21 protein-coding genes and 1 pseudogene are annotated in these 22,485 nt (G+C 66.2%); 15 read left to right on the forward strand and 7 right to left on the reverse strand.

Annotation, left to right across the window (positions count from 1 at the left end; all coding sequences use genetic code 11):
- The first annotated feature begins 25 nt into the window (after positions 1–25).
- Complete coding sequence (locus tag MYXE_RS03395) at positions 26–919, forward strand: phosphoribosylaminoimidazolesuccinocarboxamide synthase (protein ID WP_085194722.1); 894 nt, start codon at positions 26–28, stop codon at positions 917–919.
- Positions 916–3,069 (forward strand): S9 family peptidase, encoded by a 2,154-nt coding sequence (locus tag MYXE_RS03400; protein ID WP_085194720.1) that lies wholly within the window; start codon positions 916–918, stop codon positions 3,067–3,069. The genes MYXE_RS03395 and MYXE_RS03400 overlap by 4 nt, the downstream gene beginning before the upstream one ends.
- Here MYXE_RS03400 and MYXE_RS03405 read toward each other — a convergent pair.
- On the reverse strand, positions 2,998–3,444 hold the full coding sequence (locus MYXE_RS03405) for a DoxX family protein (protein ID WP_003923230.1): 447 nt from the start codon (positions 3,442–3,444) through the stop codon (positions 2,998–3,000). The genes MYXE_RS03400 and MYXE_RS03405 overlap by 72 nt on opposite strands.
- Before the next feature lie 97 nt (positions 3,445–3,541).
- Between MYXE_RS03405 and MYXE_RS03410 the strand changes: the two genes are divergently transcribed.
- Complete coding sequence (locus tag MYXE_RS03410) at positions 3,542–4,105, forward strand: TetR/AcrR family transcriptional regulator (RefSeq protein ID WP_085194877.1); 564 nt, start codon at positions 3,542–3,544, stop codon at positions 4,103–4,105.
- A gap of 6 nt (positions 4,106–4,111) precedes the next feature.
- On the opposite strand, the gene MYXE_RS03415 is transcribed toward MYXE_RS03410, so the two are convergent.
- The gene (locus tag MYXE_RS03415) at positions 4,112–5,569 is read right to left on the reverse strand and encodes a DHA2 family efflux MFS transporter permease subunit (protein WP_085194718.1); all 1,458 of its coding nucleotides are present in this window, start codon (positions 5,567–5,569) and stop codon (positions 4,112–4,114) included.
- Positions 5,570–5,741: 172 nt separating this feature from the next.
- On the opposite strand from MYXE_RS03415, the gene MYXE_RS03420 reads away from it, so the two are divergent.
- Together MYXE_RS03420 and MYXE_RS03425 are read left to right on the forward strand one after the other, a co-directional pair.
- On the forward strand, positions 5,742–6,446 hold the full coding sequence (locus MYXE_RS03420) for a DUF2334 domain-containing protein (protein WP_085194716.1): 705 nt from the start codon (positions 5,742–5,744) through the stop codon (positions 6,444–6,446).
- A 27-nt stretch (positions 6,447–6,473) separates the two neighbouring features.
- Positions 6,474–8,147 carry an FAD-binding dehydrogenase gene (locus MYXE_RS03425; RefSeq protein ID WP_085194714.1) on the forward strand — a complete coding sequence of 558 codons (1,674 nt, stop codon included), beginning with the start codon at positions 6,474–6,476 and terminating at the stop codon, positions 8,145–8,147.
- A 71-nt stretch (positions 8,148–8,218) separates the two neighbouring features.
- On the opposite strand, the gene MYXE_RS03430 is transcribed toward MYXE_RS03425, so the two are convergent.
- Entirely contained in the window at positions 8,219–8,857 is a 639-nt protein-coding gene (locus tag MYXE_RS03430) for an MBL fold metallo-hydrolase (RefSeq protein ID WP_085194712.1), read from the reverse strand.
- Between the two features lie 32 nt (positions 8,858–8,889).
- Between MYXE_RS03430 and MYXE_RS03435 the strand changes: the two genes are divergently transcribed.
- From MYXE_RS03435 to MYXE_RS03460, 6 genes are all read left to right on the forward strand, one after another.
- Positions 8,890–9,567, forward strand: coding sequence for an ATPase (locus MYXE_RS03435; RefSeq protein WP_085194710.1), 678 nt, complete (start codon positions 8,890–8,892; stop codon positions 9,565–9,567).
- Positions 9,568–9,636: 69 nt separating this feature from the next.
- Complete coding sequence (gene purS / locus MYXE_RS03440; protein ID WP_003923237.1) at positions 9,637–9,876, forward strand: phosphoribosylformylglycinamidine synthase subunit PurS; 240 nt, start codon at positions 9,637–9,639, stop codon at positions 9,874–9,876.
- Positions 9,873–10,547, forward strand: coding sequence for a phosphoribosylformylglycinamidine synthase subunit PurQ (gene purQ, locus MYXE_RS03445; RefSeq protein WP_003923238.1), 675 nt, complete (start codon positions 9,873–9,875; stop codon positions 10,545–10,547). The genes purS and purQ overlap by 4 nt, the downstream gene beginning before the upstream one ends.
- Before the next feature lie 410 nt (positions 10,548–10,957).
- Positions 10,958–11,851, forward strand: a complete 894-nt coding sequence (locus MYXE_RS03450) for a fructose bisphosphate aldolase (RefSeq protein WP_169714193.1) — start codon at positions 10,958–10,960, stop codon at positions 11,849–11,851.
- A gap of 78 nt (positions 11,852–11,929) precedes the next feature.
- Positions 11,930–12,244: a winged helix-turn-helix transcriptional regulator gene (locus MYXE_RS03455; RefSeq protein ID WP_232061715.1), complete on the forward strand. Its 315-nt coding sequence runs from the start codon at positions 11,930–11,932 to the stop codon at positions 12,242–12,244.
- 155 nt (positions 12,245–12,399) lie between these two features.
- Positions 12,400–13,371: a lytic transglycosylase domain-containing protein gene (locus MYXE_RS03460; RefSeq protein WP_085194706.1), complete on the forward strand. Its 972-nt coding sequence runs from the start codon at positions 12,400–12,402 to the stop codon at positions 13,369–13,371.
- 330 nt (positions 13,372–13,701) lie between these two features.
- On the opposite strand, the gene MYXE_RS03465 is transcribed toward MYXE_RS03460, so the two are convergent.
- A complete protein-coding gene (locus MYXE_RS03465; RefSeq protein WP_085193969.1) occupies positions 13,702–15,105 on the reverse strand; it encodes an IS1380 family transposase in 1,404 nt (467 codons plus the stop codon).
- 134 nt (positions 15,106–15,239) lie between these two features.
- Here MYXE_RS03465 and MYXE_RS03470 point away from each other — a divergent pair, with 134 nt between their 5' ends.
- A complete protein-coding gene (locus MYXE_RS03470) occupies positions 15,240–16,181 on the forward strand; it encodes a catalase family peroxidase (protein WP_085197766.1) in 942 nt (313 codons plus the stop codon).
- A gap of 63 nt (positions 16,182–16,244) precedes the next feature.
- On the opposite strand, the gene MYXE_RS03475 is transcribed toward MYXE_RS03470, so the two are convergent.
- Both MYXE_RS03475 and MYXE_RS03480 read right to left on the reverse strand, forming a co-directional pair.
- A complete protein-coding gene (locus tag MYXE_RS03475; protein WP_003923243.1) occupies positions 16,245–17,042 on the reverse strand; it encodes a family 1 encapsulin nanocompartment shell protein in 798 nt (265 codons plus the stop codon).
- On the reverse strand, positions 17,039–18,100 hold the full coding sequence (locus tag MYXE_RS03480; protein ID WP_161552039.1) for a Dyp-type peroxidase: 1,062 nt from the start codon (positions 18,098–18,100) through the stop codon (positions 17,039–17,041). The genes MYXE_RS03475 and MYXE_RS03480 overlap by 4 nt, the downstream gene beginning before the upstream one ends.
- Between MYXE_RS03480 and MYXE_RS03485 the strand changes: the two genes are divergently transcribed.
- The gene (locus MYXE_RS03485) at positions 18,099–19,355 is read left to right on the forward strand and encodes a M18 family aminopeptidase (RefSeq protein WP_085197762.1); all 1,257 of its coding nucleotides are present in this window, start codon (positions 18,099–18,101) and stop codon (positions 19,353–19,355) included. The two genes, MYXE_RS03480 and MYXE_RS03485, sit on opposite strands and share 2 nt — an antisense overlap.
- Before the next feature lie 9 nt (positions 19,356–19,364).
- On the opposite strand, the gene MYXE_RS03490 is transcribed toward MYXE_RS03485, so the two are convergent.
- Entirely contained in the window at positions 19,365–19,670 is a 306-nt protein-coding gene (locus MYXE_RS03490) for a nuclear transport factor 2 family protein (RefSeq protein ID WP_232061716.1), read from the reverse strand.
- Positions 19,671–19,886: 216 nt separating this feature from the next.
- On the opposite strand from MYXE_RS03490, the pseudogene MYXE_RS24185 reads away from it, so the two are divergent.
- Both MYXE_RS24185 and purL read left to right on the forward strand, forming a co-directional pair.
- Positions 19,887–20,048: pseudogene (locus MYXE_RS24185) on the forward strand (helix-turn-helix domain-containing protein); the annotation flags it as partial.
- Between the two features lie 133 nt (positions 20,049–20,181).
- On the forward strand, positions 20,182–22,476 hold the full coding sequence (gene purL / locus MYXE_RS03500; RefSeq protein ID WP_085197756.1) for a phosphoribosylformylglycinamidine synthase subunit PurL: 2,295 nt from the start codon (positions 20,182–20,184) through the stop codon (positions 22,474–22,476).
- The last annotated feature ends 9 nt before the right edge of the window (positions 22,477–22,485 follow it).

Here is a 22,485-nt window from a genome sequence, read left to right on the forward strand (position 1 = left end):
CTGGGCTGCCGGATAGGCTGGCGCGATGCGCCCCGCTTTGTCCGACTACCAGCACGTGGCCAGCGGCAAGGTCCGCGAGTTGTACCGCGTCGACGACAAGCACCTGTTGTTGGTCGCAACCGACCGGATCTCGGCGTTCGACTACGTCTTGGCCAGCACGATCCCGGACAAAGGCCGGGTTCTGACCGCGATGAGTGTGTTTTTCTTCAATCTGGTTGAAGCCCCCAATCATCTGGCCGCGCCGCCGGACGACCCGCGGATTCCCCACGAAGTGCTGGGACGAGCGCTGGTGGTGCGGGAGCTGGAGATGCTCCCGGTGGAGTGCGTGGCCCGCGGCTACCTGACCGGCTCGGGGTTGTTGGACTACCAAAAGACCGGCAAACTCTGCGGCATCCCGTTGCCGCCAGGCTTGGTTGAGGCCAGCAGGTTTCCCACCCCATTGTTTACTCCCGCGACCAAAGCCGAACTGGGACAGCACGATGAAAACATTCCGTTCGCACGGGTAATCGAGCTGGTCGGAGCGGTGCGCGCCAACCAGCTGCGTGATCGTACGCTGCAAACCTATGTTCAGGCCGCCGACCATGCTCTGAAGAAGGGAATCATCATCGCGGACACCAAGTTCGAGTTCGGCGTCGACGACCACGGCAACCTCGTGCTGGCCGACGAAGTGTTCACACCCGATTCGTCGCGGTACTGGCTGGCCGAAAACTACCGAGAAGGCGTGGTACAGCACAGCTTCGACAAGCAGTTCGTCCGCAATTGGCTCACCAGCCCGGAATCGGGCTGGGACCGGACCGGTTCGAAGCCGCCGCCTCCGTTGCCACAGCACATCATCGACGCGACGCGTTCCCGCTACATCGAAGCCTACGAACGAATTTCGGGCCTGCGCTTCGACGACTGGATTGGTCCCGGTGCATGAATGACACGCCTGCTCTGCCGCCGCTGGCCAAACGGGCGGAGACTCGCCGGGTTTATCACGGTGACGTCTTCATCGACCCCTACGAATGGCTGCGCGACAAATCCAACCCCGACGTGATCACGCACCTCGAAGCGGAGAATGCCTACACCGACGCGATGACAGCCCACCTCGAGCCGCTGCGCCAACAGATTTTCGACGAGATCAAGGCACGCACCAAAGAGACCGACCTGTCGGTGCCGACCCGTCGTGGCGACTGGTGGTATTACGTCCGCAGCTTCGAAGGCAAGCAGTACGGCGTCCAATGCCGTTGCCCTGTGCGCAATCCGGATGACTGGGATCCGCCGATCTTTGACGAACACACCGAGATCCCCGGCGAGCAGGTGCTGCTGGACGAGAATGTGGAAGCCGAAGGCCACGACTTCTTTGCGCTCGGCGCCGCCAGTGTCAGTCCGGACGGCAACGTGCTCGCATACTCGGTCGACCACGTCGGTGACGAGCGCTACACCCTGCGGTTCAAGGACCTACGCACCGGCGAGCGGTACCCCGACGAGATCACCGGTATCGGCGCAGGGGTGACGTGGGCCACCGACAACCGCACGGTCTACTACGTCACGGTGGACGCGGCGTGGCGACCCGACACCGTGTGGCGGCATCGGCTCGGCTCGGGGTTGCCGAGCGAGAAGGTGTATCACGAAGCCGACGAACGGTTCTGGCTGGCGGTGGGGCGCACGCGCAGCGACGCCTATGTGCTGATCGTGTCCGGCTCTGCCATCACCTCCGAGGTCCGTTATGCCAATGCCGCGGACCCGCATGCGCAGTTCACCACGGTGCTGCCGAGGCGTGACGGCGTCGAGTATTCGGTGGAGCATGCGGTGGTCGGTGGCCAGGACCGGTTTTTGATCCTGCACAACGACGGCGCGGTCAACTTCACCCTCGTCGAGGCTCCGGTCAGCGATCCCGCCGCGCAGCGCACGTTGATCGCGCACCGTGACGATGTGCGCCTCGACGCGGTAGACGCCTTCGCGGGCCATCTGGTGGTCAGTTACCGGCGCGAGGCCCTACCGCGCATCCAGCTGTGGCCCTTGCGGACCGCCGGAGGCTACGGGCCCCCGGAAGAGATTACGTTCGACTCTGAGCTGATGTCGGCTGGGCTGGGGCCCAACCCGAGCTGGGATTCACCAAAACTGCGGATTGGAGCGGGATCGTTTCTGACCCCGGCACAGATCTACGATGTCGACTTCGTCACTGGTGAGCGCACGTTGCTGCGTGAGCAGCCGGTGCTCGGGGACTACCGCCGCGAGGACTACGTGGAACGCCGGGACTGGGCTTATGCCGCCGACGGAGCCCGGATTCCGATATCGGTCGTCTATCGCCAGGGCATCGAAATGCCGGCTCCCACACTGCTATACGGCTACGGCGCCTACGAGATCTGTGAGGACCCGCGCTTTTCTATCGCGCGGCTGTCCCTGCTGGACCGGGGGATGGTGTTCGTCATCGCCCATGTCCGCGGTGGCGGCGAAATGGGCCGGCTGTGGTACGAGCACGGCAAGCTACTGCGAAAGAAGAACACCTTCACCGACTTCGTCGCGGTGGCGCGGCATCTGGTGGACTCGGGCATGACCCGGCCGCAGAACTTAGTGGCGTTGGGCGGCAGCGCCGGCGGATTGCTGGTGGGCGCGGTGGCCAATATGGCACCCGAGCTCTTCGCGGGCATCCTGGCGCAGGTACCCTTCGTCGATCCGCTGACCACGCTGCTCGACCCGTCACTGCCGTTGACGGTCACCGAGTGGGACGAGTGGGGAAACCCCTTGCGCGACAGCGAAGTCTACTTCTACATCAAATCGTATTCGCCGTACGAAAACATCGCTGCCCGGGACTATCCGCCGATTCTGGCGATGACGTCGCTCAACGACACCAGGGTGTACTACGTCGAGCCCGCGAAATGGGTAGCGTCGTTGCGGCATACCAAGACCGACACCAACCCGGTGCTGTTGAAGACCCAGATGAGCGCCGGCCACGGCGGTATCAGCGGACGCTACGAGCGGTGGAAAGAGGTCGCGTTCCAGTACTCATGGCTGCTAGCTGCTGCCGATCGCGACCACTACGGCAGCGCCCAGGTAGACGATCTCGTGAGCGATGCGCAGGGATAGCCGCGTCGTCATCGACCTGGGTGGGTTGGGCATCCGGGCTGCGTAGACGTTGGCCGGGAACATCGCCAACATCAGCACCAGCAGGCACACCGCGGCCACCGCCCTGGTGGCGGGCGCCAGCAGCCCGGCGGCGCCGACAAACTCCAGCACCCCGGTCACCGTCACCAGCAATTGAGGCGCCGGCAGGCGCGGCGGCACGATCGCGATGAGGTCGCGGCGCAGCGGTGGCGCGAAGTGAGCCGCGCCCGTCAACAGGAACATCGCGGCCAGGCCGACCGCGAGCGCCTTGGGCCAGCTGTCGACATAGTCGACACCGAGCCACCCGACGATGCGGGCCGCGATGCTGGCCATCAGCAGCGTGATCAACGGGGCCATCTCTCCTCCAATCTAGACACTGACAAGTTCGAGGGTTGGCGCTGAGCATACGGTTGCCATCTAGCCACTGTCAAGATGATCCGATAGGGTGGTCGCTGTGAGCCGGCCGACATATCACCACGGCGACTTGAGGGCCGTGATCTTGACGCAGGCGGCCCGTCTGGTGGCCGAGCGAGGCGCGGACCGGGTGTCGCTGCGCGAGCTGGCCCGTGAAGCGGGGGTCTCGCACGCCGCGCCCGCGCACCATTTCGCCGATCGGCGTGGCCTGTTTACCGCGCTGGCCGCCGAGGGGTTTGACATGTTGGCCGCAGCACTAACCGAGGCTCAGCCCAACTTCGTCGATGCGGCTTTGGCCTATGTGCGCTTTGCCTTGGAGCATCCGGGCCACTACCGGGTGATGTTCGACAAGTCGTTGGTCGACCCTTCCGATCCAAGTCTGGCCGCCGCGGAAGCCGCAGCGGCAGAAGAACTTTCGCGCGGCGTTGCGACCTTGCGCGATCCGAAGGCGCACGCCGATCCGAGCGGCGCCGAACTGGCCGCGTGGTCACTGGTGCACGGGTTTTCGATGCTGTGGCTCAACGATGCAGTAAGTGCTCGGGTGAAGGCCGTCGACCCGATGACGACCGTTGAGCGGATCGCGCGGATGCTCTTCGAGGGTTAATTCGGGTCAAGGGGTCACCACTGGCGTCAGGCCTGGCGCGGCGGCTACCGGTTTCCTTGGCAGAAACGCCGCGGGGATGTAGGCCAGCACCGCCAAGACAGCAGCCACCACGAACACGGTGGTGTAGGCATGCTCTTTGCTGTGGTGGAGTTGGCTGGTCAAGACCACCGACATCAACGCGGTGCTGATCGACGCCGCGACTTGCAAGTTGACATGGACCAGTGCCGAGCCGCGAGCGATTTGATGTGGCGCGAGCGACTGCACCGCCGCGGCTATCAGCGGCATTGTCGTGCAACCCAGTCCCATACCCATCAGCAGCAGCGCCGCCAAAAGCACCGGCAAATATCCCGCATGGGTTGCGACGCCGTAGGCAAAGGTGGCCATGCCGGCGGCGATCAGCGTAATACCGGCCAGGACCACCTTGCTCGGGCCGCGCTTGTCCAGTAGCACGCCGGCGATCGGCATCGTCAGCAGCGCCCCGAGCCGTTCGGGCATCATGTGCAACCCGGACTGCAGCGCGGTCTGCTGCAGCAGGTGCTGAAAGCAGCTCGGGATGAGCAGCACGGCACCGAAAAACGCTGCCGCGAACAGCAATAGCGTCGAGTTAGCGGTGGTGACCTCCCCATTCGTGAACAGCCGCAGGTCGATCAGCGGGTCATCCTTACCCAGGGCGTGCAGGACGAATCCGCCGATCAGCGTCAGCCCGGCGGCCGCGGGCACCCACACGTGCGGCTCGGCGATCGTTCCGTACGCCGGCAGCGATGACACCCCGTAGAGGAACGCGGCCACGCCGGGCGACAGCAGCAGCAAGCCGACGAAGTCGAACGTCTCAGACGGCGTTGGGCGGTCCTTGGGAAAGGTCAGGGCCGCAAGGACAACCGCGCTCAGCCCGATTGGCAGGTTGATCCGGAAGATCCACTCCCAGCCGTAGGCGTCGATCAGCCAGCCGCCCAGGATCGGCCCCGCGATCGGGCCGAGCATCATCGGGATGCCCAGCAGTGCCATCAGCCGGCCGATGCGCTTGGGCCCCGCCTCGCGCGTCAAGATGGTGACCGTCAGCGGCATGAGCATGCCGCCGCCGAGGCCCTGTATCACCCGAAAGGTGATGAGCATCGCGACGTTTGGTGCCATCGCGCACAGCAACGAGCCGACCGTGAACGCCAGCACCGAGCCTATGAACAGTCGCTTGGTGCCGAACCGATCGGCGGCCCAACCCGCCAGCGGGATCACGGTGGCCAGCGCGAGCGTGTAGCCGGTCATCGTCCACGCCACGACGGCCTGGGTGGAGTGGAATTCGATGATGAAGGTGCGTTGCGCGACACCGACGACCGTGGTGTCCAGGATCGCCATGACCACGGCGATCGCGCACACGCCGGCGATCCGCAGCAGCCCGGCGTCGAGCTTGTCGGGATAGATCCGTTCGCCGGTGGTCGGCTGGCGGCTGGGCGCGACGGCGCGATGCACGTCATGAGCGTAACGGCACTTAGCTGACCAAGCTAGTTTGCGTTGCCGTAGCCCGCTGCTGGCCGGGCAATCGGGGCCGTGCTGACGAACTGGCGCGCGGCGTGGCCGCTTTGACGTCGGCTGTCTGCGTGTTCGTCACCATCTAGAAACCTGGAATCGTCAGACTGGTGGCGTGTCTGGCAAATTAATCGTCTCGGTTTCCGGGATCGGCGAACACACCCTGGCCGACGTCGACGCGTTCTGCACGCAGATGGATGCCCGGGGTGTGCCGGTGTCGTTGCTGGTGGCGCCGCGGCTCAAGGGCGGCTACCGCCTCGACCGCGATCCGGGCACGGTGGAGTGGCTGGTCGCCCGCCGCGCCGGTGGTGCCGCGATCCTGTTGCACGGCTATGACCAGGCGGCCACTAAAAAGCGTCGCGGCGAGTTCGCCACGTTGCCGGCCCACGAAGCGAACCTGCGGTTGATGGCGGCTGACCGGGTGCTCGAGCACCTTGGGCTGCGCACCAGATTATTCGCACCACCGCGCTGGTTGGCTTCGGAGGGCACCGTCAAGGCATTGCCGCGCAACGGCTTTCGGCTGCTAGCCGAACTTCACGGCATCACCGACTTGGTCCGCCACACCACGGTGCGCGCCCGCGTGCTCGGCATCGGGGAGGGCTTCTTGACCGAGCCGTGGTGGTGTCGGATGTTGGTGCTGTCGGCGGAGCGCGTTGCTCGCCGCGGCGGCATCGTCCGGGCCGCGGTGGCCGCGCGCCATCTGCGCAAGCCCGGGCCGTTGCAGGCGATGCTCGACGCCGTGGACCTGGCATTGCTGCACCGCTGCACGCCCACCGTGTACGAGTGGCGGCCCGATCAGGCGGTTCCCCACGCCGCCTGACCGTTTCGGTCACTACCCTGTAGCGGCATGAGCGAAACCGCGGCCGGGTCGGCGGGGCAAGCCGCTGATGTCGTCATCGTCGGGGCGGGGCTGGCCGGGCTGGTCGCCGCCTGCGAAGTCGCAGACCGGGGCCTGCGGGTGTTGATCCTCGACCAGGAAAACGCCGCCAACCTGGGTGGGCAGGCGTTCTGGTCATTCGGCGGGCTGTTTTTCGTCGACAGCCCCGAGCAACGCCGCCTCGGCGTGCACGACAGTCACGAGCTGGCGCTGCAGGATTGGCTGGGCACGGCGGGGTTCGACCGGCCCGAGGACTATTGGCCGCGTCAATGGGCCTATGCCTACGTCGATTTCGCGGCGGGGGAGAAGCGCAGTTGGCTGCGCGCCCGCGGCTTGCAGATTTTTCCGCTGGTGGGTTGGGCCGAACGCGGCGGCTACGACGCCCGCGGGCACGGCAACTCGGTGCCCCGCTTCCACATCACCTGGGGCACCGGGCCCGCACTGGTGGAGATCTTTGCGCGCCAGCTGCGGGACCGGTCGACGGTGCGCTTCGCGCATCGTCACCGGGTCGACGAGCTTATCGTCGAAGGTGGCGCGGTGACCGGGGTGCGCGGCAGCGTGCTGGAGCCCTCGGATCAACCGCGGGGGGTGCCGTCATCCCGAAAAGTAGTACGCGACTTCGAGTTTCGTGCATCTGCGGTCATCGTCGCCAGCGGCGGCATCGGCGGCAATCACGACCTGGTCCGGCAGAACTGGCCGCAGCGGATGGGCCGGGTGCCCGAGCAACTGCTCAGCGGGGTGCCCGCCCACGTCGACGGCAGGATGATCGGGATCGCCGAGAAGGCCGGCGCCCGGGTGATCAACCGCGACCGGATGTGGCACTACACCGAGGGCATCACCAACTACGACCCGATCTGGCCGCGTCACGGCATCCGGATCATCCCGGGCCCGTCGTCGTTGTGGCTGGATGCCACCGGCAAGCGGCTGCCGGCACCGCTGTATCCGGGATTTGACACCCTCGGCACCCTGGAGTACATCGCCCGGTCCGGCCACGACTACACCTGGTTCGTGCTCAACGCCAAGATCATCGAGAAGGAATTCGCGCTGTCGGGCCAAGAGCAAAATCCCGACCTCACCGGACGTAGTGTGCGCCAGCTGCTGCGCTCGCGCGCCGGATCCGGGCCACCGGGTCCGGTGCAGGCGTTCGTCGACCGCGGTGTGGACTTCGTCACCGCTCATTCGTTGCGCGAGTTGGTAACCGCGATGAACAAGGTTCCCGACGTGGTGCCGTTGGATTATGCGAAGGTGGCCGCGGAGGTCACCGCCCGCGACCGCGAGGTGGCCAACCGGTTCAGCAAGGACAGCCAGATCACCGCGATCCGCGCCGCCCGCGGCTATTGGGGTGACCGGCTGGGACGGGTGGTGGCGCCGCACCGTCTCACCGATCCGAAGGCGGGCCCGTTGATAGCGGTCAAGCTCCACATCTTGACTCGGAAGACGTTGGGCGGGTTGGAAACCGACTTGGATTCGCGGGTGCTCAAAGCCGACGGCACGCCGCTCGACGGGTTGTATGCGGCCGGCGAGGTGGCGGGCTTCGGCGGCGGGGGTGTGCACGGCTACCGGGCGCTGGAGGGCACCTTCCTCGGCGGCTGCATCTTTTCCGGTCGTGCCGCCGGCCGCGGCGCGGCCGCTGACATCGCCTAGGTTCGGTTGCGCGAGCAGACGCTAAATCCCGCTTTTGCCCGGCAATTTGGGCGATTTAGCGTCTGCTCGCGCTAGAAGGTGACCGCGCTCTCTTCGGGCAGTACCTGGAAGTCGGTGGTGGTCATCTCGCTGAGCCGGCCAAAGTAGATGCCGCGCGCTTCCGGCGCGATGATGCCGTGGTGGATCGGCACCGCCCGCTGCGGCGCCACCGCCCGCAGGTAGTCGACGGCCTCCGAGATCTTCATCCACGGCGCCGCCGCGGGGGTGGCCAGCACATCCACCGGCTCGTCCGGGACGAACAGGGCATCGCCGGGATGCATCAACCGGGCCGGATGCTCGCCATCGCCGACTAGGTAGGAGATGTTGTCTATCACTGGGATTTCGGGATGGATCACCGCGTGGCGTCCGCCGACTGCCCTGATGGTCAACGCGCCGACGGTTAGTTCGTCGCCTACCCGCACGGCCTGACACGGCGGGCCGAGCTGGGCGGCGGTCTGCGGATCGGCATACACGGCGGCGCCGGGGTTGGCGTCGATCAGCGCCGGCAGCCGTGCGGTGTCGACGTGGTCGGGGTGCTGGTGGGTGATGAGGATCGCCGCCAGGCCGCTGATCCCTTCGAAGCCGTGCGAGAAATTTCCCGGGTCGAACAGCACGGCGGTGTGGTCGAATGCAGCAAGCAGACAGGAATGACCGAAATGCGTCAGTTGCATGTCTACGATTGTGCGCTCATGGGGGTGGTGCGATGCGGGTAATCCTGGTGACGGTGCTGCTCGCCGGCGGCCTGGCGGCCGCCCACGTGCCCGCGCCGCCCGCACAGGCCGACCCGGAGACCTGCCCACCGGTGTGCGACCAGATCCCCGATACCGCGTGGATCGACCCGGGCGCCGTGCCGCTGAACGGGACATACCGCTGGCCCCCGCTGCCCCGAGTAGCCGCGCCCCTGACCGGTACCGGTTCGGGACCACGGTTTCGCTTCGAGGAGCTTTGTGCCACAACGTCTTCGCCACGCGATCCCCGCGAGTATGCCGTGGCGAGCCGCGCGGCCGTCGCCAATCCCCCGGGCCAGTGGCAGTTGCAGGCGCAGGTGCTGCACTGGCGCGGCGACACCGCGCGCGGCGGCCAGAACGCGGTTTCGGTGTTCAACACCGCGGCCGCGGACCTGCGCGGCTGCCAGCTAGGCGCACCCAACCAGTCACCGTCGATCACGGTCGACGAACTCAACCGGCTTGCGGCGGTGATCAGCGGGCCGGTGATCCTGCATACCTACCTGGTGGCCGAGCCGCAAAACAGCAGCCTCAGCGAACTGAGTCTGTGGTCGTCGTCGCCGCCGCAGACGCCGTGGCCAACGCTGTCCGACCCCCAGGTTCTCGACGCGATGAGCGGCCCGTTGTGCGCGGCCTACCTCGGCTCTTGTCCATGACCCGGCCCGGCGCCGGCTCGCAGGTAGAGTTGGCGCCGAATAGTGCAGGTGTCGACAGCGAGGAGCGCCGTGGCCCGGGTGGTTGTGCATGTGATGCCCAAGGCCGAAATTCTCGACCCGCAGGGCCAGGCGATCGTCGGCGCACTGGGACGGCTCGGCCACGCCGGCATCTCAGATGTGCGGCAGGGCAAGAGGTTTGAGCTGGAGGTCGACGACACCGTCGACGATTCGGAGCTTGCCGAGATCGCGGAGTCGCTGCTGGCGAACACGGTGATCGAAGACTGGACGATCAGCCGGGAACCGCAGTGACGGCACGCATCGGCGTCATCACCTTCCCCGGCACACTCGACGACGTCGACGCGGCCCGGGCGGTGCGTGCCGTCGGCGCCGAGCCGGTGAGTCTCTGGCACGCCGACGCTGATCTGCGGGGTGTCGATGCGGTCGTGGTGCCCGGCGGTTTCTCCTACGGCGACTACTTGCGGGCCGGCGCGATCGCCCGGTTCGCCCCAGTGATGAGCGAAGTGATCGCCGCCGCGACTCGCGGGCTGCCAATCCTCGGTATTTGCAACGGTTTTCAAGTGCTATGTGAAGCTGGTCTGCTGCCCGGGGCGCTCACCCGCAACGCTGGGCTGCACTTCATCTGCCGCGACGTGTGGCTACGGGTGGAGTCGACGGCGACGGCGTGGACCTCGCGGTTCCGGCCCAGCGCCGACTTGCTGGTGCCGCTAAAGTCCGGCGAAGGCCGCTACGTCGCCCCGCAGCAGGTGCTCGACGAACTAGAAGATGAAGGCCGGGTGGTGTTTCGCTACCACGACAACCCCAACGGCTCGCTGCGCGATATTGCGGGCATCTGTTCGGCCAATGGCCGTGTCGTCGGGTTGATGCCCCATCCGGAGCATGCCATTGAAGCCCTGACCGGTCCGTCCGATGACGGCCTGGGCGTGTTCTATTCGGCGCTGGATTCCGTTCTGGCAGCCTGAAATTTAGGGCAGCTGTGCTGCCCTTTAACAGGTCGACGCGAACCAACGTCAGCGCAAGGCTGGTTGGCGTATTGTGGAAACGCTTGCAGGCGAGACGCTTTTAGCCGACCAACACGGTGTTGCCAGTGAGCGTGCTTTCGGCACCTACAGCGCCGGCCTTGGTATCCACTCCGTTGGTTGCCGGCAAACCCCCGCCCGTTGAGCCAGCAGAGACCAGTGGCACTGGACGAGTCTGGTTGCAGACCTGTTCGAAAGTAGTAGCCGGATGTGGCAAGGGTGCGCCATGCTAGTACTCGAGGGGCCGTAATCTCCAGAACCGGGATTTGTGGGCGCCCGTAACGCACCTAGTGTGGCCGTGGTGACGACCGCTGGCGGCGTACCGGCCGGCCCAAGACAGGAACGACGGAAGGATGGCTGTGAACGAAGAGCAACGCAACGTGATGGCGTCGGGAAATGGCTTCATCGCGGCGCTGGACCAAAGCGGCGGAAGCACACCAAAGGCCCTCAAGCTTTACGGGATTCCCCAGGACGCGTACGACAGCGACGAGCAAATGTTCGATCTTATCCACCAGATGCGCGAACGCCTCATGTCGAGTCCCAGCTTTTCCGGCGACAAAATATTGGGAACCATCCTCTTCGAGCAGACGATGGACCGAACCATCAACGGCGAGGACACCGCGGCATTTCTGTGGAAGCAGAAGCACATCGTGCCGTTCGTCAAGGTCGACCAAGGACTCGCTGAGGCCGAAAACGGTGTGCAGCTCATGAAGCCGATGACCAAACTCGACTCGTTATTGGACCGGGCCGTCGACAAGGGAGTTTTCGGAACCAAAATGCGTTCGTTTATCCAAGAGCCGAACGACGAGGGCATCAAAGCCATCGTCGACCAGCAGTTCGCCTATGCGCACAAAATCGCTGAGCGTGGACTCATGCCGATTATCGAACCCGAGGTCAGCATCAAATGCCCCGACAAGCCCAAAGCCGACAGTGCGCTGGTGGCGGCGCTCACCGCGAAGCTCGACGAGCTCACCGAAGGCACGCAGGTCATGCTCAAGCTGACGTTGCCCGACGAAGACGACCTCTATGCACCGCTGATCGACCATCCCAGGGTGATGCGTGTGGTGGCCTTGTCTGGGGGCTACAGCCTCGCGGAAAGCTGCCAGATCCTGGCCCGCAACCACCGGCTGATCGCGAGCTTCTCACGCGCTTTGACGGAGGGGCTGACGGTTGACCAGACCGATGCGGAATTCAACGACAAGCTCCGCTCGAATATCGAGGCAATTTACAACGCTTCGGTGACGTAACTCGCGCTCTATAAGTTCCTCGGCATCTGGCGCAACCTGCTGACCAACCGCCTGAAGGGTCTGGTCGAGGCAAACATCGTGGAGCGCGTTCGCTACTCTGAACGCCCGCCCCGCGACCGTTACCGGCGTACCGCGGCCGGCCGCGACCTCATCCCGATCTTGATTGCGCTCACGGTGTGGGGCGACCGCTGGGCGGCCCCATCGGATGGACCGCCCATGCTGTTCAGTCACGAAGGACATCCCTGCACACCGACGGTGTGCTGCTCGACTTGCGGGCAACCGCTGTCCCGCGACACCCTCAAGGTTGCCCTCGGGCCGGGCGCCGCCCCCGGGCCGGGAACCCAGCTGATCGCCCGCCTTCTGCAGCCTGAGTCAAACGACTCACAGGCCTGACGCGCGTAGCCGCTTGCGGATCAGCGGGATACGCGATTGATCTCAAACGGTCCGATACGAAAGACTCGCTGCAGGGCCACCCCCCGTAGCCGCAGGGATTCAGGTAATCGACGGAAGTGAACACCGTGAGCCGTAATCGTGTACTCGCGTCTCCGATGGGGAGCCCTGTCGCGAGTGTCCGCTCGAAACGCCGCACCGCGCCGCTTGTCCTGGGCACGACCATGCTGGCACTGGCCAGCTGTACCCGGCCGCCAACGCCACCGGCCACTCCGGCGGCTGCCTCGACCGCAAGGACGGTGGCCGCCATGCCGCTGGCGTCAACAACGGTGGCTGCCAGGCCGAGCGCCCCAGAGGGCGTGCAGCCGCGGCTGGTCTCAGACCCCGGTCAGCTGGCCGATGACCTCGTCGCCGACGAACTCGCGCTGCGTGACCCGTCGATCGGCGAGGCAGCGCTGGTCGCGGCGGCGCGCCGCCAGCAGGCGGCCTACCGCGCCATCGGCCGACACCCCGAATGGGACGCGATCACGCGAGCGCGCATCCCGCCCGTGTTACTCGACGACTACGACCGCAACGTCGACGCCCGTCGGCAGCTCACCGCGATGGCACGGGTACAGGACACGCTGCCAGCGTGGCGCATCGAACCTCCACCTCCGGCCGACGAGCTGCTGGGCTACTACCACGAGGCGGAGTCGCAGTCCGGAGTCGGCTGGAATTACCTGGCCGCGATCAACCTGATCGAGACCCGCTTCGGCAGCATCAACGGCGTAAGCACAGCCGGCGCGCAAGGTCCCATGCAGTTCTTGCCCTCGACATTCGCCGCTTACGCCGAGGGCGGCGATATCCACTCGCCCCGCGACAGCATCATGGCAGCGGGCCGCTTCCTCGCCGCGAATGGCTTTGCCGACGACCATGATCGGGCCATCTACCGGTACAACCACGCGAACGAATACGTGCGGGCGGTCGACCAATACGCGGCGGTGCTTGCCGCCGATCCCATCACGTTCGCCGGCTACTACCGGTGGGACGTCTACTACGACACGAGCGCGGGCGACGTGCTGCTGCCCATCGGCTACGCCGCGACGTCACCGATACCGGTCGGAGACTACCTGGCAAGCCACCCGCAGTAACTCGCCGCGGCGTGGCGTGCCGTCTATTCTTAGGCGCCGCAATGACATTCGATGATTATTTAGCGTTCTCTCTGCGCGCACGCTGCTCGCTGCAGCGCGACTGACATCAGCAATCGAATAATCAGCGCGATAGCCCCGACATCGCGTGCTGAACACTTAGCCTGAATCCGTGGATGGGTGATTTCGTGTTGCCGTCGACGCGGTTGTTTTGGGATGCGGCCGAGTGTGGCGCGGTGGGGCGTGGGTGATCCGCTGGCCTGTACCAGCTTTCCTTTGGGTTCCTTGGGTCGGGCCTGGGATGGCGGGGCGGACAGGGCTTGGAAGGTGGGGTCAGGCGGCGCGGGGTTGCGCGATCGGGTAACCGATGACGTTGTGCCACAGGGCCTTCCATCTGGCTCGCCAATGCCAGTGGGCGGGTAGGTGCAGCATTGGTTTGCGGGCCGGGGCGGCGAAGCGGGCCGGGATGTTGATCAGGTCGCGGCGCAGGGTAGCCCCGCGGGCCACGGCATGGTGGCCACCGGCGAGGGTGCCGACGGCGCGCAGCAGGTTATGGGCGATCACCGCGCAGGCCAGCCAGGCGCAGTTGGCCGCGAACAGCCCCGACGGGATGTGTGCCAGTGGGCCGTCGATTAAATCGGCGAAGGTGGTTTCGATGATGGCGTGGCGTCGGTGGGTGATATCGGCCTGGTCGACCGGCAGCGCGGAGTTGGTGACAAACGGGTGATAGCGCCACACCGGAAACAACGCATCCAGGTGGCGGGCGTCTTTGACCCGGCGCACTACCAGCCGCACGGTCAGTGTTCGGCCGCGGGCCAGGCGCAGGGTGTAGGGGGTTTCGGCGACCTGGGCATCGGAGATCAACGCCCCGGTGTCGGGGTCTTCGACCGCGCCCGGGTAGTGCACCGGGGTCCAGGCGGCCTCGTCGATGGCGGCGATCGCGGCGTTGATGCGCTTGTTGCGGCTGATCGACAGGGAGAATTCGGCGCCTCGCTGAATGCAGGTGGTGATCACTTTCTTGGTGCCAAACATTGAGTCGCCGCGCACCAGGATCGGCGCGTCGGGGTTGATCGCTTTCGCGGTGGTGATCGCCTGCTTGAGCTGGTATGCGGCACCGCGCCCGGAGGCGGCTTTGCCGCTCCGTAGCTGCGCCTCGGCGATCACCGGCGCGGCGGTCGCCGTGGAGATGGTGGTGATCTGTGGGGACAGGCCCAGCCGCAGCAGCGCGCGGCTGGCGATCTTGGCATGACCGAAGGAGGCGCCCTGCTTGGCGTGGCCGTAGACCGGGCGCAGCAGCGAGTCGATGTCCAAAAACATCCGCTCGTCGGCGCCAGCCAGCAGCGGGGTGCGCGCCGCCAGTGCGATCAGATGCTCGCGGGCCACTGCGGCGAGTTGTTTGGTATGCCCGAAGGTGAACTCGCGCAAAAAGATCCCCAACGTCGATGGGGCATATACCTCGTTGAACACCCGGGGTGTGCCGCCGGCGCGCAGCACATTGGCATCATCGATGCTGTCCGCGCCGCACATCATCCCGGCGACGATCGAGGTCAGCTTGCCAGCCGGGTTGACCGCGCCGGACTTCACCCGAGTCGACGGCAGATCCACGCGCTCGTTGATCAATTCCGAAAGACCGGTCTGCTCAGCCAGTTCCAGCACTGGCACCAACCCGGCCGCCGACAGCAGATTCTGCTCGTCAAACACCGCCGATCCGGTGGTGAACGTATACGATGAGTGCATCGAAAGTGCCTTCCCGGACTATGGACAAATGCGGCCTCAGCACTCGTATTGTCCCAGTTCAGAAGGCATTTTCGCTGTTCACACGCCGATCAAATCACCGGAACCATCCACGGATTTAGGCTTAGGATTCGCGCATGGAACATCCGGTTACCCCCGACGACGCGATCGAGGCGATCCGAGGCGCCGGCGGAGCGCGGCCGGGTTATCGGGCGCTGCACGCGAAAGGCACGCTGTATCGCGGCACGTTCACCGCCACTCCCGAGGCGCCCCGACTGTCCCGCGCAAAGCACCTCGACGGATCGGCCGTCCCGGCACTGATTCGATTCTCCAACGGGTCAGGCAACCCGACGCAGCATGACGGCCTGCCCCAGGTGCGCGGGATGGCGGTGAAGTTCACCCTGCCCGACGGATCGACCACCGACGTGTCGACGCAGACGGCGCGGTTGTTCACGTCGAGCACGCCCGCCGGGTTCGTCGATCTGCTACACGCGTTACGGCCCGGCCTTGGCATGCCTGCGCGCATTGCCAAATACATCGCAACTCACCCTCGACTGCTCGGCGCGTTGCCGGTATTGCTGTCCGCCAACAAAGTCCCGGCAAGCTACGCCACCGTCGAGTATCACGGGTTACACGCCTACCGCTGGATCGACGCCGACGGCGGCGCGAGATTCGTTCGCTACCACCTGTCTCCAGCGGCCGGCGAACAGTTCCTGTCTTTGCGGGCTGCCCGGGCGAAGCACCCCGACTTCCTCACCGAGGAACTGAATACCCGCCTCGCGAACAGGCCCGCGCAATTTGACTTCCGCGTCCAGATCGCGGGACCGAACGACTCGACCGTCGATCCCTCCGCGGCATGGCACAGCACCGACTTCGTCACCGCGGGCACGCTCGAAATCGTCGGCCTCGACCACGAGCGCGAAAAGGGTAACGACATAGTGGTATTCGACCCAATGCGCGTTACCGACGGGATCGAACTTTCGGACGACCCCGTGCTTCGCTTCCGCACCCACGCCTATTCGGCGTCGGTCAAGCTTCGCACCGGCGTCGATCGTGGCCCCGAGGCACCTCCCACCTGACGGTGAGGTGCCGTTCGGAAGGTCGTGTTAGGCAACGATTCCTGCACGCTCCGACGAAAGCAGCTACGCGCTCAACGCGACCGACGCCTCAGCGGTATAGCACAGGAACGTCATCGTCTCCTGCAGATAAAGTTGCACCGTCTCGGCGTCGTGGGACAGATATCCGATCGCCACGTCGGTGCCCAGCTGCAGGTCGAAGTCGCCGCCGCGCGTGGTCAGCACGAAGGCGCCGTCGATGGCGGGCGCCCAGATGATGTCGTTGTCGACCAGCCGGCGCAGATGCTCGCGGATCGGATACCCGTGTTCGGTGGTCTCGCTGACCTTGGTGTAGGCGTCGGCCGACAGCAGCACCGCATAGGGCCCGTCCACCCCGGCCAACCGCAACTCGGACAGCGCCTGGCTGATAACGTCGGGGAAGTCGCGGACGTCGGCGGGCAGCTGCAGTGCGGGGTTGGAGCTTGCGCTGCGGATGCCTTCGATCGACGCCGCGCCGTAGCCCTCGAAGATGGCCCGGTCTTCGACGAACGCCAGCTTCTTGGCGGCATCCTTGACCGGATCCCAGTCGGAGTCCTTCGACCCGCGTTCCACGTCGTCGATCTCCGAACGCGACAGCGTAAACGGAACGCGCAGCCGCACAAGCGGTTTGCTCGCCCGCAGATGCGCGATCACCCCGTCACCGGGGGGTGTCACATCAGTCAGCCGGCCGACGCCAACCGCCGCCATGGTAGGTCCGCCGGGTCCGCTGACGTCGACCACTCGACGCCCCGCGATGTGCCGTTTGAATGTCCGAGTCGCCTCCAATTCGATTTCGGCCCAAGCAGCCTCGGTGATCGGTGCCAGTTCGCGGTAGAGGTTGTTCATCGAGCGTTTCCTTTCAAACTGCCGATCGCCAGCGAGCCGTCGGAGTCGGAATCTTCTGTCGCAGCGGGTAATCCAGGCAGCGGCGGTGGGTCGTCGAGGAAGTCGACGGTGGGAGAGAAGAATAATCCACCGGTGAGAGCGGTGGAGAAGTCCAAGATGCGATCGGTGTTGCCGGGCGGATCGCCGAGAAACATGTTGCGCAGAATCTGTTCGGTGACGGCGGGGCTGCGGGAATAGCCGATGTAGTACGTCCCGTACTCGCCCTTGCCTACCTCGCCGAACGGCATGTTGTGCCGCACGATCTTGAGCTCGTTGCCTTCGTCATCTTCGACCTTGTTCAGCGCGAGGTGCGAGTTGGCCGGTTTCTCGTCGTCGTCGAACTCGATGTCTTCCAGCTTGGTTCGGCCGAACGCACGTTCCTGCTCGGTGACCGAAAGCGAATTCCAGCCCGCCATGTCGTGCACGTACTTCTGCACATGCACATAGCACCCGCCGGCGAAGTCGGGATCCTCGTCGCCGATCTGCGTCGCGCTGACGGCCAGCGGGCCATCGGGATTCTCGGTGCCGTCGACGAACCCGAGCAGATCGCGGTTGTCGAAGAACCGAAACCCGTGCACCTCGTCGACCACCGTCACAGCGCCGGCCATCGCGTCGATCAGCCGGGTGGCCAGCTCGAAGCACACGTCCATCGTCTCGGCCCGGATGTGAAACAACAGATCGCCGGGGGTGGCGGGCGCGTGGTGCCGCGGACCCGTCAGCGGTATGAACGGGTGCAGCTCGGCGGGCCGTGGACCGGAGAACAATCGATCCCAGGCATCGGAGCCGATCGAGGCCACCACCGACAGGCGCTTGGCCGGGTCGCGAAACCCGATCGCGCGCACCAGCCCGGAGATGTCGGGCAGCGCGTCATGCACGGTTGCCTCGCCGCCCTCGTTGATTGTGGCCACCAGGAAAATGGCGGCCGGCGTCAACGGTTGCAGGATCGGTTGCGGCTGCACGGCAGGCACGGATTCGACCCTAACGTCCCCGCCGGTGCTTCGATGACAGGATGAGGACATGACGGCTACGCCGGCGGGTCTGTGTGAGTTCATCGACGCATCCCCGTCGCCGTTCCACGTGTGTGCCACGGTGGCGCGTGCGCTGCGCGCCGCCGGGTATGTCGAGTTGGCCGAGACCGAGGCCTGGCCCGGCGCCGGCAAATTCTTCACGGTGCGCGCGGGCTCGGTGGTGGCGTGGCACAGCGCGGGCGCGTCGGCCGCGCCGTTTCGGGTGATCGGCGCCCATACCGACAGCCCCAATCTGCGGGTCAAGCAGCGGCCCGACCGCGTGGTTGCGGGTTGGCAGGTGGTCGCGCTGCAGCCTTACGGGGGCGCCTGGCTGAACTCGTGGCTGGACCGCGACCTGGGGATCAGCGGCCGACTGTCGGTGCGCGACGGTGCCGGCGTCAGCCACCGGTTGGTGCGCATCGACGATCCGATTCTGCGGGTGCCGCAGCTGGCCATCCACCTGGCCGAAGACCGCAAGTCACTCACGTTGGACCCGCAGCACCACGTCAATGCGGTGTGGGCCGCCGGCGACTCCACCCGCTCGTTTGTCGGCTACGTCGCCGAGCGCGCCGGCGTCGGCGCCGACGACGTGCTCGGGTTCGACCTGATGACCCATGATCTGGCTCCCTCCACGCTGGCTGGAGTCGACGACCAGTTCCTCAGCGCGCCGCGGCTGGACAACCAGGCCAGCTGCTATGCCGGCCTGGAAGCGCTGCTGGCCGCCGAACCGGACCGTTACCTGCCGGTGCTGGTGTTGTTCGACCACGAAGAGGTCGGTTCAAGCTCCGACCACGGCGCCCAGTCCGAGCTGCTGCTGACCACACTGGAGCGCGTCGTGCTGGCCGCCGGCGGCGACCGCGAGGATTTCCTGCGCCGGATGGCCGGATCGATGATGGCCTCGGCGGACATGGCGCACGCCACCCACCCCAACTACCCGGACCGGCACGAGCCCGGGCACCCGGTCACCATCAACGGGGGCCCGGTGCTCAAGGTGCAACCCAACCTGCGGTATGCCACCGACGGGCGCACCGCTGCGGCCTTCGCACTCGCCTGCCGACAGGCCGGCGTGGCGTTGCAGCGATACGAACACCGCGCCGACCTACCATGCGGTTCGACGATCGGCCCGATCGCCTCGGCACGCACCGGCATCCCGACCGTGGACGTCGGCGCTCCCCAACTGGCGATGCACTCCGCCCGCGAACTGATGGGCGCCGCCGACGTCACCGCGTATTCGGCTGCGCTGCAGGCGTTTTTGGCGCCACAGTGACATGGGGGTTCAGCGCGAGGCGAGGACAGCCGGTTCGTAGCGGATGACGTTTTCCACCACCATGCCGTTGCGGCTGCGGACCCGGTCGAGCCCGCGGATCGTGAAGGGGCCGTCCGGGCCGGTGCCTTGGCCCACGTAGTGCAAGAACACCAGCTGCTCGCCCACGGCCGCGCTGGGCACGGTTGCACTGTCGACCAGTTCGAGCTTCAAATCCGGCGCGGCGATAAGCAATTCGGCGATCTCGGCCGTGTGCGCCTCTTTGCCTGGCACCGGTTCGGCGTCGTCCGACCAATAGCCGACGATGTCGTCGGCCAAAAATCAAACCCGCGGGTCAGGGTCGGGGCGGCCCAATACGCCGCCCACATCTCAGCGCTGAACGTCGGGGTCGCTGAGTCGGAGCTCGTGCGGAGTGGGGCGGACTGAATGTCGGTCATGGCTTCCTCCAGGAGTCGGGGCGCCGCCCGGTTGCGGCCGCACAATTACCTCGCAGGACATCGCCGCCACGCATCGTTGCGATTACGGTTTCTTTCCGTGACCGACTCGACGGTTGGCGGATTACTGCGTGGCTGGCGAGAGCGTCGCCGGGTAAGCCAGCTCGAGCTTTCGCTTCAGGTGGGCGTGTCAGCGAGGCATCTGAGCTTCATCGAAACCGGGCGCTCGCGGCCCAGCGCTGAAACGGTGCTTGCCCTGGCCGGACCCGGCCGGTACCGGGCGGCGTCGCGCCAGATGCGGCCCTCGTCGTCGCCCGACGGTGAGCGGCCACCCATTAGTCACGGATGCAAACGTCAACCGCGGTATCGATGCGGCGGGAACCTAGACTGGCTCCGTGACGTTCGGGCTCACTCACGCGGTCGATACCGTCGAGCGGGCCGCCGCCACCCCTGATCAGCCGCAACCCTTCCGCGAGCTCGGTCTCAAAGACGACGAGTACCAGCGCATCCGCGACATTCTGGGCCGCCGCCCTACCGACGTCGAGCTGGCGATGTATTCGGTGATGTGGAGCGAGCACTGCTCATACAAATCGTCGAAGGTTCACCTGCGCTACTTCGGGGAGACCACCACCGACGAGATGCGGGCCGGCCTGCTGGCCGGTATCGGGGAGAACGCAGGCGTCGTCGACATCGGCGACGGCTGGGCTGTCACCTTCAAGGTCGAGTCGCACAACCACCCCTCCTACGTCGAGCCCTACCAGGGCGCGGCTACCGGGGTCGGCGGCATCGTGCGCGACATCATGGCGATGGGGGCGCGACCGGTCGCGGTGATGGACCAGCTGCGCTTCGGCCCGGCCGACGCCCCGGACACCCGCCGGGTGGTCGACGGCGTGGTGCGCGGGATCGGGGGATACGGCAACTCGCTGGGCCTGCCCAACATCGGTGGCGAGACCGTCTTCGACGCCTGCTACGCCGGCAACCCGTTGGTCAACGCGTTGTGCGTCGGCGTGTTGCGCAAAGAAGACCTACACTTCGCCTTCGCCTCGGGCGCCGGTAACAAGATCATCCTGTTCGGTGCCCGCACCGGACTCGACGGCATCGGCGGGGTGTCGGTGCTGGCGTCGGACACCTTCGGCGGTGACGAGGCCGGACCGGGCCGCAAGAAGCTGCCGTCGGTTCAGGTCGGTGACCCGTTCATGGAAAAGGTGCTCATCGAATGCTGCCTGGAGCTCTACGCCAGCGGTCTGGTGATCGGCATCCAGGATTTAGGTGGTGCCGGATTAGCTTGTGCCACTTCGGAACTGGCCTCCGCCGGGGACGGGGGCATGGACATCGAACTGGGCACCGTACCGCTGCGCACCACCGGGATGACGCCCGCCGAGGTGCTGTGCAGCGAGTCGCAGGAGCGGATGTGCGCGGTGGTCGCGCCGGACAACGTGGACGCTTTCCTAGCGGTGTGCCGCAAATGGGAGGTGCTGGCCACGGTGATCGGTGACGTCACCGACGGCAACCGGTTGCGCATCACCTGGCACGGCGAGACCGTCGCCGACGTGCCGCCGCGCACCGTGGCCCATGACGGGCCGGTATACCAGCGTCCGCTAGCCCGACCAGCCTCGCAGGACGCGTTGAATGCCGACCGGTCGAGCAGCCTGCCGCGGCCAACCACTGGCGCCGAGTTGCGCGCCACTTTGCTTGCGCTGCTGGGCAGTCCGCATTTGTGCAGCCGCAGATTCATCACCGAACAGTACGACCGCTACGTGCGCGGCAACACCGTGCTGGCCGCGCACGCCGACGCCGGCATGCTGCGCGTGGACGAGTCCACCGGACGCGGCATCGCGGTGTCCACCGACGCGTCCGGCCGCTACACGGTGCTGGACCCCTATGCGGGCGCCCAGCTCGCGCTGGCCGAGGCGTACCGCAACGTCGCGGTGACGGGAGCGACCCCGGTCGCGGTCACCAACTGCCTCAACTTCGGCTCACCCGAAGACCCGGCGGTTATGTGGCAGTTCGCCGAGGCGGTGCGCGGATTGGCCGACGGCTGCGCGGCCCTTGGCATTCCGGTGACCGGCGGCAACGTCAGCTTCTACAACCAGACCGGATCGACCCCGATCCTGCCTACCCCGGTGGTCGGTGTGCTCGGCGTCATCGACGACGTGCACCACCGTATTCCGATCGGTCTGGGCGACGGGCCGGGGCAGACGCTGATGCTGCTCGGTGATACCCATGACGAGTTCGACGGCTCGGTGTGGGCCCAGGTGACCGCCGACCATCTCGGCGGGCTGCCGCCGAAAGTCGACCTGGCCCGCGAGAAGCTGTTGGCCGACGTGCTCAGCACGGCCGCCCGCGACGGACTGGTGTCTGCGGCGCACGACCTGTCCGAAGGTGGCCTGGCCATCGCGGTGGTGGAGGCCGCGCTGGCGGGTGAAACCGGTTGCTGCGTCGTGCTTCCCGACGACATCGACCCCTTCGTGATGTTGTTTTCCGAGTCGACGGGCCGGGTGTTGGTGGCGGTGCCGCGCGCCGAGGAGCGTCGGTTCCGGTCGCTGTGCGAGGTGCGTGGGCTGCCCGCCGTGGGCATCGGAGTCGTCGACCCAGAGTCAGATGCCGTCGAATTTCGGGGGCGGTTCACTGTATCGCTGGCAGAACTGCGCGGCACCTCCGAGGCGGTGCTGCCCGCACTGTTCGGATGAGTGTGCGGG

This window comes from Mycobacterium xenopi, from assembly GCF_009936235.1.
Lineage (GTDB): Bacteria > Actinomycetota > Actinomycetes > Mycobacteriales > Mycobacteriaceae > Mycobacterium > Mycobacterium xenopi.

Excerpts from the sequence above, each read along its gene's own strand:
- MYXE_RS03395 (WP_085194722.1), top strand. The coding sequence starts at position 26 with ATGCGCCCCGCTTTGTCCGACTACCAGCACGTGGCCAGCGGCAAGGTC.
- MYXE_RS03400 (WP_085194720.1), top strand. The coding sequence starts at position 916 with ATGAATGACACGCCTGCTCTGCCGCCGCTGGCCAAACGGGCGGAGACT.
- MYXE_RS03405 (WP_003923230.1), bottom strand. The coding sequence starts at position 3,444 with ATGGCCCCGTTGATCACGCTGCTGATGGCCAGCATCGCGGCCCGCATC.
- MYXE_RS03425 (WP_085194714.1), top strand. The coding sequence starts at position 6,474 with ATGAGCGAAACCGCGGCCGGGTCGGCGGGGCAAGCCGCTGATGTCGTC.
- MYXE_RS03430 (WP_085194712.1), bottom strand. The coding sequence starts at position 8,857 with ATGCAACTGACGCATTTCGGTCATTCCTGTCTGCTTGCTGCATTCGAC.
- MYXE_RS03435 (WP_085194710.1), top strand. The coding sequence starts at position 8,890 with ATGCGGGTAATCCTGGTGACGGTGCTGCTCGCCGGCGGCCTGGCGGCC.
- MYXE_RS03450 (WP_169714193.1), top strand. The coding sequence starts at position 10,958 with ATGGCTGTGAACGAAGAGCAACGCAACGTGATGGCGTCGGGAAATGGC.
- MYXE_RS03460 (WP_085194706.1), top strand. The coding sequence starts at position 12,400 with ATGGGGAGCCCTGTCGCGAGTGTCCGCTCGAAACGCCGCACCGCGCCG.
- MYXE_RS03465 (WP_085193969.1), bottom strand. The coding sequence starts at position 15,105 with ATGCACTCATCGTATACGTTCACCACCGGATCGGCGGTGTTTGACGAG.
- MYXE_RS03470 (WP_085197766.1), top strand. The coding sequence starts at position 15,240 with ATGGAACATCCGGTTACCCCCGACGACGCGATCGAGGCGATCCGAGGC.
- MYXE_RS03475 (WP_003923243.1), bottom strand. The coding sequence starts at position 17,042 with ATGAACAACCTCTACCGCGAACTGGCACCGATCACCGAGGCTGCTTGG.
- MYXE_RS03485 (WP_085197762.1), top strand. The coding sequence starts at position 18,099 with ATGACGGCTACGCCGGCGGGTCTGTGTGAGTTCATCGACGCATCCCCG.
- MYXE_RS03480 (WP_161552039.1), bottom strand. The coding sequence starts at position 18,100 with ATGTCCTCATCCTGTCATCGAAGCACCGGCGGGGACGTTAGGGTCGAA.